10 protein-coding genes are annotated in these 11,642 nt (G+C 61.9%); 2 read left to right on the forward strand and 8 right to left on the reverse strand.

The annotated features are described in order from the left end of the window. A partial coding sequence (locus BQ17_RS16985; RefSeq protein WP_500784428.1) for a transposase occupies positions 1-632 on the forward strand: 632 nt, incomplete at its 5' end. Between the two features lie 427 nt (positions 633-1,059). Here the strand turns inward: BQ17_RS16985 and BQ17_RS16990 are convergent. The 8 genes from BQ17_RS16990 to uvrA form a co-directional block, all read right to left on the reverse strand. Next, the gene (locus BQ17_RS16990) at positions 1,060-1,308 is read right to left on the reverse strand and encodes a type II toxin-antitoxin system HicB family antitoxin (RefSeq protein ID WP_089729101.1); all 249 of its coding nucleotides are present in this window, start codon (positions 1,306-1,308) and stop codon (positions 1,060-1,062) included. A 9-nt stretch (positions 1,309-1,317) separates the two neighbouring features. After that, positions 1,318-1,584, reverse strand: coding sequence for a type II toxin-antitoxin system HicA family toxin (locus BQ17_RS16995; RefSeq protein WP_369406486.1), 267 nt, complete (start codon positions 1,582-1,584; stop codon positions 1,318-1,320). Further along, complete coding sequence (locus BQ17_RS17000; protein ID WP_089729103.1) at positions 1,532-3,034, reverse strand: FAD-linked oxidase C-terminal domain-containing protein; 1,503 nt, start codon at positions 3,032-3,034, stop codon at positions 1,532-1,534. Before BQ17_RS17000 ends, BQ17_RS16995 begins: the two co-directional genes overlap by 53 nt. Before the next feature lie 74 nt (positions 3,035-3,108). Continuing rightward, on the reverse strand, positions 3,109-3,423 hold the full coding sequence (locus tag BQ17_RS17005; protein WP_089729106.1) for a hypothetical protein: 315 nt from the start codon (positions 3,421-3,423) through the stop codon (positions 3,109-3,111). A gap of 70 nt (positions 3,424-3,493) precedes the next feature. Further along, the gene (locus BQ17_RS17010) at positions 3,494-3,820 is read right to left on the reverse strand and encodes a hypothetical protein (protein ID WP_089729107.1); all 327 of its coding nucleotides are present in this window, start codon (positions 3,818-3,820) and stop codon (positions 3,494-3,496) included. Between the two features lie 283 nt (positions 3,821-4,103). Beyond that, positions 4,104-5,447 carry a M16 family metallopeptidase gene (locus BQ17_RS17015; protein WP_089729109.1) on the reverse strand — a complete coding sequence of 448 codons (1,344 nt, stop codon included), beginning with the start codon at positions 5,445-5,447 and terminating at the stop codon, positions 4,104-4,106. Beyond that, positions 5,437-6,828 (reverse strand): M16 family metallopeptidase, encoded by a 1,392-nt coding sequence (locus tag BQ17_RS17020; protein ID WP_089729111.1) that lies wholly within the window; start codon positions 6,826-6,828, stop codon positions 5,437-5,439. Before BQ17_RS17020 ends, BQ17_RS17015 begins: the two co-directional genes overlap by 11 nt. Positions 6,829-7,078: 250 nt before the next feature. After that, entirely contained in the window at positions 7,079-9,919 is a 2,841-nt protein-coding gene (gene uvrA, locus BQ17_RS17025; protein WP_089729113.1) for an excinuclease ABC subunit UvrA, read from the reverse strand. Between the two features lie 724 nt (positions 9,920-10,643). Here uvrA and BQ17_RS17030 point away from each other — a divergent pair. Then, on the forward strand, positions 10,644-11,120 hold the full coding sequence (locus BQ17_RS17030) for a hypothetical protein (protein WP_089729115.1): 477 nt from the start codon (positions 10,644-10,646) through the stop codon (positions 11,118-11,120). Positions 11,121-11,642 lie beyond the last annotated feature (522 nt).

Genomic DNA, 11,642 nt, shown 5'->3' on the forward strand with positions numbered 1-11,642 from the left:
CCAATGCGGAGGATGGGGTGAAGGGGCGTTTTTGGGAGGGCCGCTTCAAAAGCCAAGCACTGCTCGATGAGAAGGCGCTGCTGGCGGCGATGGCCTATGTGGATCTGAATCCGGTGCGGGCGGAGCTGGCCGAGACGCCGGAGACCTCGGACTACACCTCGATTCAGGAGCGTGTCGGCGGATTGCCGAAGGAAGTTACATCTGAAGCCGGCTCGCAGGAGACCACGACGGTCAATGATCCCGAGGTAATGCTCGATGGGGAGCGGTTACGACCAGAGGCCGAAACGCACGTCTTACCCCAAGCCTCGCTGATGCCCTTTGACGCCACCGCACAGACTCCCTGGGCAGTGCCTTTTGCTTTCGAGGACTACTTGGAGCTGGTCGATTGGACGGGCCGGGCGTTACGCGCGGATAAGTCTGGATATATCGAAGCGCGAGTACCTAAGATACTTGCCCGACTGGGCATTGACGGGGAGCAATTTATCGACTTTGCCGAGCGTTTTCTCAAGGAATTTGGAACGGCGGTCGGCGCACCGGCATCGCTCACGGATCTCTGCGCTCGGCGTCATGCCAAGTATCTGCGTGGCATCCGGGCTGCGCGAGCGGTGTTTGTAGCCAAACAGGCGGCGTGATAGGGTCAAGTGGTTAGGGTTCGCTGTGAGGACCGATTCGGTTGCTCTGTTTCGCCTGTTAACCGCCAGAAGTTTTGAGTGTTGGCAATGCGGTGCGAGGCAGGGAAGTCGGTAGCTTGTAGGAAAGCCCGTAGGTTGGGGTGAGGAACGAACCCCAACGGCTTTGGCTCGACATGGCGGAAGAAAGGGGCCAGGTTTAATTTCCTCTACACGCATAACCGATCACGCCCCCGCGTATCCACCGTATTATTCCTTTTTATATCGTACAACCCGGGCATGACCGTGATTTCTGTTTTTTGGGTCCGCTCCCACATCCAGTATAGAAACGCACCATTAGTCGCTCCGGCGGTGCGCGTCTCGTGACGCTAAAGCATCAGAACTTGCGCTCACGCCGAAGCGTGAAAGCCGGATATCCTCGTTATATCGACTATGCGGCAACAGCCATTTTTCTTTCATTCCGGATAGTTATTTTCATATCCGGACTTGGAGGAGGAATAGAAAGTCCACGTTCCTTCATCAAGGCGATGTGCTCGAGCATCCCCCACTTGGCCTTGTAGATACAATCTTCAATCGAGTGACCGACCCCAGTGAAGCCGTCCAAATCGGGAGAAAAGAAGCCGAAGAAATCCGGTTCTTCCGTTGCCTCTATCACGAGAGAATATTGAAGATCAATCATATTGATATCTTATTTTCTGATGCCTGCTGCTTTTAGGATAGCGTGACAAGTGCCTTTAGGTACTTCTTTGGCGCCGTGATAGTCTACCCGTATAAGGTTATGGTAACCTTCCTTTGCATAGTAGCGGATAGAGCCCTTCTCTTTGACGATGCGGAATCCGTTCTTCTCCAAGAGCCGGACCAATTCGTTGAATTTCACTTTTCCTATACTATCGAGTTTCTGGTCATCGGTGATCGTGCCTATGCTCACGATCCGGCGCCCGTGAAGGTAGCTCACGGTACTCCGAGCACCGGCGCGGCGTGGGCACGCCTTTGCCGGGGTTCAACAGCCCCTTCGGATCGAAGGCCCGCTTGACCGCCATGAATTGTTCGAGCTCTTCCTTGGTGAACTGGAAGCACATCTGGCGGATCTTCTCGATTCCCACGCCGTGTTCGCCAGTGATGGTGCCGCCGACTTCGACGCACAGCTCCAGGATCTTGCCGCCGAGTTCCTCGGTGCGTTCCAGTTCCCCGGGCTTGTTGGCATCGTAGAGAATCAGCGGATGCAGGTTACCGTCGCCGGCATGGAATACATTGACCACCGGCAGGCCGTATTCTTCCGCGAGCTCCGTGGTGCGGCGCAGGACCTCGGGCAATCGGCGGCGGGGGATGGTGCCGTCCATACAGTAGTAGTCGGGGGCGAGCTGGCCCATGGCGGGGAAGGCAGCCTTGCGACCCTGCCAGAAGCGCAGGCGTTCCTGATTGTCGCGGGCGGTCCGTACCTCGGTAGCGCCGCTGGCGAGCAGCAGTTCCCGAACCTGGGCGGTGTGCTCGGCGACCTCTTGTTCGCTACCGTCCACTTCGCACAGTAGGATGGCGGCCGCGTCGGTCGGATAGCCGGCGTGGACGAAGGCCTCGGTGGCGGCGATAGCGGGGCCGTCCATCATCTCCAGGCCCGCCGGGATGATGCCCGCGGCGATGATGTCCCCCACGGCCTGTCCGCCCTTTTCTACGTCGTCGTAGGCGGCCAACACGACTTGTGCCTGCTCGGGCACCGGCAGGAGGCGGATGGTCACCTCGACCACGACGCCGAGCATCCCCTCGGACCCGATGAGCAGGGCCAGCAGGTCGTAGCCCGGAGCGTCCAGGACCTGGCCGCCGATCTCGATCAGCTCGCCATCCACCGTCACCAACTTGACCGCCAGCACGTTATGCACCGTCAGCCCGTACTTGAGGCAGTGCACGCCGCCGGAGTTTTCCGCGACATTGCCGCCGATGGTGCAGGCGATCTGCGAGGACGGGTCTGGGGCATAGTAGAGGCCCAAGGGGGCCGCGGCCTCGGAGATGGCCAGATTGCGCACGCCGGGCTGAACGCGCGCGGTGCGGCCGCTCCGGTCGATATCCAGGATGCGGTTGAAGCGTGCCAGGCTGAGCAGGACGCCTTCGGCGTGGGGCAGCGCACCGCCGGAAACCCCGGTCCCCGCGCCTCTGGCGACCACCGGGATGTCGCGTTCATGGCACAGGCGCATGATACGCCGGACCTCTTCGAGGGTACGCGGCAGCACCACCAGCAAGGGGAGCTGCCGGTAGGCGGAGAGGGCATCACACTCGTAGGGGCGAAGTTCTTCCTCCTGCGCCAGTACGGCGTCATCGGGCAGAAAGGTGCGCAGCACGCGGAGCAACTCGGTGCGGGCCGCGACCAGGGAAGGGTCGTGAAACGCTGGTTGTGGGGTATGGACTTGGCTCATTTGGATAGATTCGGATTGCGAAGATTCCAGCAATTGCCGGGGGGCACCGACGAGTCCTTAATAGTATACCCTGTTCAGCCGACGGCTCTTTGTTCGAGTCGTTGGACACGCGCTTTCAAGTCCGTTACGTCCTCTTCCAGGTGCTCCACATGGTGGGCATGGAAGCGCTCGTGCCTGGCTTGATCGAGGGCGATTTGACGCATGAATTTGCCGAGGTCATTAAGACCTTGTTCCACCCGCCCAAGACGCGAGTTGGTCTGATCCAACCGTTCATTGGTCTGATCCAGCCGCTCATTGGTCTGATCCAGCCGTTGATTAAAGTCCTCCCGCAACTCCGTGATGCCGTCTCGGATTTGCTTCAGGATTTCGGTGGTAAGATCGGTTGTCATGATTTCCAAAGACCTGACGAATGGAGTTTCGGACGCCGAATGTCGCTAATCGGTTTGCCGCCTGTCGCCTTCAGACGGCGGTTCTTTGTTCGAGCCGTTGGACGCGCGCTTTCAGGTCCGTTACGTCTTCTTCCAGACGCTCCACATGGTGGGCATGGAAGCGCTCGTGTTTGGCCTGGTCGAGGGCGATTTGACGCATGAATTTGCCGAGATCATTAAGCCCCTGTTCTACCCGCCCAAGACGCGAGTTGGTCTGATCGAGCCGGTGATTAAAGTCTTGTCGCAACTCCTCAAGGCGTGAGTTGGTCTGATCGAGCCGGTGATTGAAGTCCTCCCGCAACTCCGTGATGCCGTCTCGGATCTGCTTCAGGATCTCGGTGGTAAGATCGGTTGTCATGATTTTGAAAGGCTGTCTGGTTAAAAGCAATCCTGAATGATTCGGCGCTGTTTGGGGGACCGGACGTGTTGCGTTCGACGCCCAAAGGCTCGCTGATCGTCTGCCTGCCAGGTCAGTGCCAGCGTCTTAACGCAACCTACACCCACATTACCCGCCGTGCTGCCTGCATGCACGGATTTCGCTCTAAGTGTAGGTTGGGTTAGGCGCGCGGTCCGATCCCGAAGCACAGCGACAGGACCGAACGCGCCGTAACCCAACACGCCGGACTACCCTCAGGCGGACATCAGTCCTCGCCGTCGGCCGCGCGATCCTCCCGCGGCCCGACGATCACGGTGGCGAAGCGGTCCGGGTGCACCCGGCGGTGGAAGGCATCGCGGATCTGCTCGGCCCGTATCTTGGACACCCGCTCGCTGAAGCGATCCAGGTAGTCCAGGGGCAAACCGTAGAAGCCGATCACCGCGAGATAGCCGACAACCTTGCTGTTGCTGGCGATCCGCCGCGGAAAGCCGCCGGTGATGTGCTTGATCGCGGCCGTCAGCTCAGCTTCCGTCGGTCCTTGCTCCCGAAAACGTCGCACCGTGTCCATCAGCACTGCCCGGGCCTGGTCGGCTTGGTCGTTCTTGGTCTGCAGCCCCATCAGGAAGGGGCCGCGTTGGGACATGGGGTAGAAGTAGCTGTAGACGCTGTAGGACAGCCCCCGCTTCTCCCGCACCTCGTCCATGAGCAGGGAGACCAGCCCACTACCCCCCAGGATATGATTACCGACATAGAGGGGAAAGTAATCTGGATCGAGCCGCCGCATTCCCGGCTGTCCCGCGAAGACATGAGTCTGGGTCGACGGGAAGCTCAGGCGTTCCAGGACCGGATCAGACAGCTCCGGCACCGGTGGCAACTCGGGCGGCGGCTCGCCGGTGTCCAAATCGGCCGTGAGGCGCTCCGCCAGGTCTCGGGCCTGCTCCTGTGCGAGGGCCCCGACGATGGCGACCACCGCGTTGCCGGCCACATAGTAGCGGCGGTGAAATTCCACCAGCTCCTCACGCCGTATGGCGCTTACCGTCTCCAGGGTCCCGGCGGAATCGGCGGCGTAGGGATGATCGCCGAAGACCTTGCGGTAGATGGCCTTTGAGCCGAGGGTGCTCGGATCCTGCTCGTCCTGACGCAAGGCGACCAGGCGGTTCTCGCGCACGCGCTCGAAATCGGCCTGGTCGAACCTGGGCTTGGACAGGCTCTTGGCTACGGTCTCCAGGGCCTGGTCCAAAGCGGACTCTGCGGTCAAGGTGCGCAGCGACAAGGTGGCCATGTCGCGGGCGGCGCTGGCGGAGAACTCTGCCCCGACGGACTCGATACGTTCGGCGATGGTGTCCGCGTCCCACTCCCCCGCCCCCTGCGTCAACATATTCGCAGTCAGGGAGGCCAGACCGGAGCGCTTGTCGTCCCGGGCGCTTCCGGCATCGAACACCAACCGGACGTCGAGCATAGGCAGATCCGGTGCGGCGACGAAAAGGACCCGCGCGCCCTTGGTCGTCTCCCAGGTTTCGATCTTGGGTCCCGCTTCGGCGGCACTCGCGACGGCGAGACCGAGCAGGGCACAAGCTATGGAGAAAATGCGGATATTGTCAGTGCGCATGGCCAGGTCCTCCCGCTGCCTTCGAGCGCGGTTGTTTGCCATTCTGTTTGCCATCCCGTTTGCCATCCAGGGGTTGGGGCTCCAGCAGAGCCACCGTGAGCCGGTCCGCGACCAGATATTTGCGCGCCACGGCCTGGATCTGTTCCGGGGTTACCCGACGTAGATGCTCGACGTACCGATCTACCAAGGGCCAGCCCAGGCCTACGGTCTCCAGGCGTCCCAGCTGCATGGCCTGGTAAAAGACCGAGTCTTGCTCGTAGACCTTGTGGGCGACGACCTGAGTGCGGATGCGCGCGAGCTCGGACGCCGCCACCGGCTCGCGTTGGACGCGCTCGACCTGGGCCCGGAAGGCCTGCTCGAGCGCCTCCAGGGTACGCCCCTGGGCGGGGGTGCCGTCGATCAGGAATAGTCCGGGTAGACGGCTAAAGGCATCGTAACCGGCACCCGCCGAGGCGGCCACTCGTGTGCCGCGCACCAGCTCGCGGCTGAAGCGGGCGCTGCTGCCGCCGTCGAGCACCGCGGCCAACATTTCTAAGGCATAGGGCTCCCAGGCCGGTTCGGCATGTCCCAGGGCGGTGGCCTTATAGCCCAGGATCAGATAGGGCTCCTTGGCCGGCGCCTTGACCCGGAGCCGTTTCTCGCCCCGTTGCACGGGCTCCCCGCGTACCTTCGGCGGCCGTATCTGCTCCGGCTCCAGGGGACCGAAGTGCTTCTCGGCCAGTAGGAAGACCGTCTCCGGCTCCAGGTCACCCACCACCACCAGGGTCGCGTTATTCGGGGCGTACCACCTGTGGTACCAGTCCCGTAGATCAGCTACTTTCAGGTGCTCCAGGTCGCTGGCCCGGCCGATGATAGGGATCCGATAGGGCGATGCCTCGTAGGCCGTGGCATTGAACTGCTCGAAGGTCAAGGACTCGGGGTCGTCCTCGGTACGCAGGCGGCGCTCTTCCTTGACCACCTCCAGCTCCTTGGCAAATTCCTCCTCCGGCAGGGTGAGATTACGCATCCGCTCGGCCTCCAGCTCGAAGGCGATCGCGAGTCGGTCCTTGGCCAGGGTCTGGTAATAGGCCGTGTAATCGCGCCCGGTAAAGGCGTTCTCCCTACCGCCGTGCTCCGCGATGATGCGGGAGAACTCGCCGGGAGCGAGCCGCTTGGTACCCTTGAACATCATGTGTTCCAGCACGTGGGAGATACCGGTCAGGCCGCCGTGCTCATAGCTGGACCCGACCTTGTACCAAACCTGGGAAGTGACAATCGGGGCCCGGTGATCGGGCTTCATCAGCACCTTCAGCCCGTTGTCGAGCACCCTTTCGTGCACCTGCGAACCGGCTGCGGCCAGGTGGGTGACCAGCACCCCGAGCATGATCAGGATCGATTTCATACAGCCTCCGTTGTCGATTGTCCGGTGGATTGTATCCAATGCCATTAAGTTAAGTCTTGTCGGTTGGATTAGGCGCGTCTTCCGACGGTGAAGGATGCGACACTTTTTTAATCTGCGAAAATCTGCGGATATATTCATGTTGCGGAGTCGCCTAAGCCGGATTGAGTATGGAAAAAATAGTGCTGTTGGGCTACCCCCCTGGATACCCGCAATCGGTGCGGTTCGTTCCTCACCATACCCTACGAGGCTACTACCACCCCCGCTCCAAATGGGGCTTGAGGAACCGCCCGGTATGAGAGTCCGGGTCAGCGGCGATCTGTTCGGGGGTTCCGGTGGCGATGAGCTCGCCGCCTCGATCTCCCCCCTCCGGCCCCAGGTCGAGGATCCAGTCCGCGGTCTTGATCACGTCCAGGTTGTGCTCGATGACGATGACTGTATTGCCGTGGTCGCGCAGGCGGTGGAGGACCTCCAGCAGTTGCTTGACGTCCTGGAAGTGGAGCCCGGTGGTGGGTTCGTCCAGGATGTAGAGGGTACGGCCGGTATCGCGCTTGCTGAGCTCCCGGGACAGCTTGACCCGCTGAGCCTCGCCTCCGGACAGGGTGGTGGCGCTCTGGCCGAGGCGGACATAGGCCAGTCCCACGTCGATCAGGGTCTGGAGCTTGCGCTTGATGACCGGAACGGCGGAGAAGAAGGCCGCGGCGTCCTCTACCGTGAGGTCGAGGACCTGATCGATAGTCTTGTCCTTGTAGCGGATCTCCAGGGTCTCGCGGTTATAGCGCCGGCCCCGGCAGGTATCGCACTGGACGTAGACATCGGGCAGGAAGTGCATCTCGACCCGGATCAAGCCGTCCCCGCGGCAGGTCTCGCAGCGCCCCCCCTTGACGTTGAAGCTGAAGCGGCCGGGGGTATAGCCCCGGGAGCGGGCCTCGGGCACGGCAGCGAACAGCTCCCGCACCGGACCGAACAGACCGGTATAGGTAGCGGGATTGGAACGGGGCGTGCGACCGATCGGGCTCTGGTCGATGTCCACCACCTTGTCGAAGTGATCCAGCCCTTCGATGGCGCTATGCTGGGCCGGGCTTAAGGCCGCCCCGTTGAGCCGGTGGGCGGCGGCCGGGTAGAGAGTATCATTGATGAGGGTCGATTTGCCGGAGCCCGAGACCCCGGTGATACAGCACAAAGTACCCACCGGGATAGCGGCGTCGATACCCTTCAGATTGTGGCCGCCGGCCCCCCGCACCCGTAGCTGACGCTCGGGATCCACGGCGGTACGCGCGGCCGGGATCTCGATCCGCAGGTCACCGCTCAGGTAGCGGCCGGTAAGGGAGCCGGGAGCGGCGGCCACCTGGTCGCTGGTGCCTTGAGCGACGATCTCACCGCCGTGGACACCGGCGCCGGGCCCCAGATCCACCACCAGATCCGCGCTACGGATGGCCTCCTCGTCGTGCTCGACCACGATGACGGTGTTGCCCAGATCCCGCAGGTGGGTCAGGGTGCGCAGCAGCCGGGCGTTATCGCGCTGGTGCAGACCGATAGAAGGCTCGTCCAGGATATACATGACCCCCACCAGGCCGGCCCCGATCTGGCTGGCGAGCCGGATGCGCTGGGCCTCGCCGCCGGACAGGGAATCGGCGCTACGCTCCAGGGTCAGGTAGTCCAGGCCCACATCCACCAGAAACCGCAACCGCTGGGCGATCTCCTTGATGATCTTGGCGCCGATCTCACCGTGCCGACCGGGCAGGACCAGGGTCTCGAAGAAATGCAGGGATTCGCCCACCGGCAGGGCGGCCAACCGCGGCAGGTTATGATCGGCCACCAGCACATGACGGGCGGCCTCGTTGAGACGGGAGCCGGCACAGTCGGGACAGGGCTGCTGGGAGATATAGCGGGCGAGCTCCTCGCGCACCGTGTTGGAATCCGTCTCCCGGTACCGGCGCTCCATGTTGGGGATAATCCCCTCAAAGGGCCGCAGCCTGCCGGCACCCCGTTCGTGGGGCAGCGTAAACCTGATCTTCTCCCGCCCGGAGCCGTACAGGACCAGCTTGCGTGCCCGTTCCGGTAGTGCCTGCCAGGGGGTCTCCACGTCGAAACCATAGTGGGCGCCGAGGGCGCGGATCAGCTGGAAATAGTAGGCATTACGCCGGTCCCAGCCGCGCACGGCGCCCCCGGCGAGACTCGACTGGGGGTGACTGACGACCTTGGCCGGGTCGAAGAACTGCTCGACACCCAAGCCGTCGCAGGTGGGGCAGGCGCCGGCCGGGTTGTTGAAGGAGAACAGCCGCGGCTCCAGGTCCAGGATGCTGTAACCGCACCTGGGGCAGGCGAAGGAGGCGGAAAACAGCAACTCCTCCTGGTCCGGGGCCTCGATGCTCGGCGCATCGATCCTGGCCACCCGCGCCAGCCCGCCCGAAAGGCCCAGCGCGGTCTCGAAAGACTCGGCGAGCCGCAGCGCCAGGTCCGGCCGCACCCGGAAGCGGTCCACCACCACCTCGATATTATGCTTGCGCCTGAGATCCAGCTCCGGCGGAGCGTCCAGCTCGCACAAATCGCCGTCGATCCGGGCGCGGATAAAGCCCTGGGCGTGGAGCTCCCCGAGCAACCGGTGGTACTCCCCCTTGCGCTCCGAGACCACCGGGGCCAGCAACATCAGCTTCTCGCCCGCCGGCAGCGCCAACACCTGGTCCACCATCTGGCTCACGGTCTGGGCCTCAAGAGAAGTGCCGTGCTGGGGGCAGTGAGGGCTGCCGACCCGGGCGAAGAGCAGACGCAGATAGTCGTAGATCTCCGTGATGGTGCCCACCGTCGAGCGGGGATTGTGAGAAGTCGTCTTCTGCTCGATAGAGATAGCCGGCGACAGCCCCTCGATATGGTCCAGATCCGGCTTGTCCATCATGGACAAGAACTGGCGGGCATAGGCGGACAAGGACTCCACGTAGCGGCGCTGTCCCTCCGCATAGATCGTATCGAAGGCCAGTGAGGATTTACCGGACCCGGACAAGCCGGTGAGCACAATCAGCCGATCCCGCGGCAGATCCAGATCCAGATTCTTGAGATTATGGGTGCGGGCGCCGCGGATGCGGATGGTGTCCATGGTCGTGTTCGCGTTTTGAATCCACAGATTACGCAGATTTTCGCAGAAAGGGCGGAGGATGCGGTGAGCGCGGTGGTTCCGAACTCGACGGCTGGTGCACGCCTTCCCGGCGCGAACCGCATCAAAACTAGTCCGCGTAGGGTGGATAAGCTTGCGCCATCCACCGTATGCTAGCTACCTCCGTCGCCCTGGTCTGACCCGACCTACAGGCTTTGACCCAAGTAAAGCCGCCGATTATGGCGGATATTAGGCCAATCTGTTCACGACGCGAAACGGGGCAGAGGCTCAGATTGAAAAATTTATGCTTGGCCGCTCACTTTCCGGCCCATTTAACGCCGGGACGCAATGACGCCAAGACGCAAAGGTTCTTTTTCTTTCTTTGCGTCTTGGCGCCTTGGCGTTCTCTTCCGTTCTCGGTGCTCTCTGTGTCTCTGAGGTGAATAGAGCATCTCTGTAATATCAAGCGAAATGAGATACTAGGCGGCAAGGCACCGGCAATCCGCATAGCGGAGCCTGCGGGCCGATGCTGTAGTGCAATACCATTAAGTTAAGCCTCAAAGCCCCTCTCCCGGCGGGAGAGGGGTTGGGGAGAGGGGATCAAGAAGCGAGAGGGGATCAAGAAGCGAGAAGGGATCAAAAAGGTTCCCGCTATTCAGCAACAACAAAATTAGAACACTACCACTGTAGTGACCATTCCGTTTCATAATCCTGAGAGAACATGACTATGTCCTACCAGAACATCGATGCCTCCCTCTCCGCCGCCGACATGAAAATCATCAAGACCGCCTTCGATACCGTGCTCAAAAAGCTGCCTTTCCTCGTCAGTCTGACGCCCCAGGAACGCATGGCCACCTTCAAGGCCGGGCCCGACAGCACCTCCTTCGTGCAGAATGCCCTGACCGCCGCCCAGGATCATCCCACGATTCTCCCCGTCAGCTTCAGCATCCCCGGCTTCAAGAAAGACGTAGACCTGTTCACCGCCCTGACCGAGTTGGGCACACTTGCCGACTCGGTGGCCTCCCAGATCGACGACACCCGGATGGCGGTGGGCGGGGAAGCGATGCAGGAAGCGGCCCAGGTCTACAAGTATGTCAAGACCGCCGCCCAGACGACGCCGGGTCTCAAGCCGGTGGCCGAGCAGCTGGGCGAACGCTTCCGGCGGGCGGGCGAGCGGAAGCCGGCCGCCTCCGCGGAGGAGTAGTCTCCCCTTCCATCGAAATTTTCCTGTCATTTCGAGCTCGTAGTCTGAGTAGTGGCGGGATGCACTACACTTTCCCGCCCTACGGATCTGAGCTTCGATGGCGGCACTCCGAGCTTGGATGGTGGAGCTTTGAACTTGGGCGACGGAGCTCTGAGCTTGGACGATGGAGCTTCGAGCTTGGATGGCGGAGCTCTGAGCTTCGATGATGGAGCTCCGAGCTTGGATGGCGGAGCTTCGAGCTTGGGCGACGGGGCTCTGAGCTTCGACGATGGAGCTCCGAGCTTGAATGGTGGAGCTCTGAGCTTGGATGGTGGAGCTTTGAGCTTGAAGGGCGGAGCTCTGAGCTTGAATGGTGGAGCTTCGAGCTTGAATGACGGAGCTCCGAGCTTGGATGGCGGAGCTTTGAGCTTGGATAGTGGAACTTCGAGCTCCGATGACGGAGCTCTCTCTGGCTCCCACGCTCCAGCGTGGGAGCAAGCTTGTCCCGACGGAGGAGGGATCTGACGCTCCAGCGTCCTGAAA

The organism is Candidatus Thiosymbion oneisti (assembly GCF_900092655.1).
Lineage (GTDB): Bacteria > Pseudomonadota > Gammaproteobacteria > Chromatiales > Chromatiaceae > Thiosymbion > Thiosymbion oneisti.

Coding starts and splice junctions, on each gene's coding strand:
- BQ17_RS17020 (WP_089729111.1), bottom strand. CDS start 6,828: ATGAAATCGATCCTGATCATGCTCGGGGTGCTGGTCACCCACCTGGCC.
- BQ17_RS17015 (WP_089729109.1), bottom strand. CDS start 5,447: ATGCGCACTGACAATATCCGCATTTTCTCCATAGCTTGTGCCCTGCTC.
- BQ17_RS17005 (WP_089729106.1), bottom strand. CDS start 3,423: ATGACAACCGATCTTACCACCGAAATCCTGAAGCAAATCCGAGACGGC.
- uvrA (WP_089729113.1), bottom strand. CDS start 9,919: ATGGACACCATCCGCATCCGCGGCGCCCGCACCCATAATCTCAAGAAT.
- BQ17_RS17030 (WP_089729115.1), top strand. CDS start 10,644: ATGTCCTACCAGAACATCGATGCCTCCCTCTCCGCCGCCGACATGAAA.
- BQ17_RS17000 (WP_089729103.1), bottom strand. CDS start 3,034: ATGAGCCAAGTCCATACCCCACAACCAGCGTTTCACGACCCTTCCCTG.
- BQ17_RS17010 (WP_089729107.1), bottom strand. CDS start 3,820: ATGACAACCGATCTTACCACCGAGATCCTGAAGCAGATCCGAGACGGC.
- BQ17_RS16990 (WP_089729101.1), bottom strand. CDS start 1,308: ATGATTGATCTTCAATATTCTCTCGTGATAGAGGCAACGGAAGAACCG.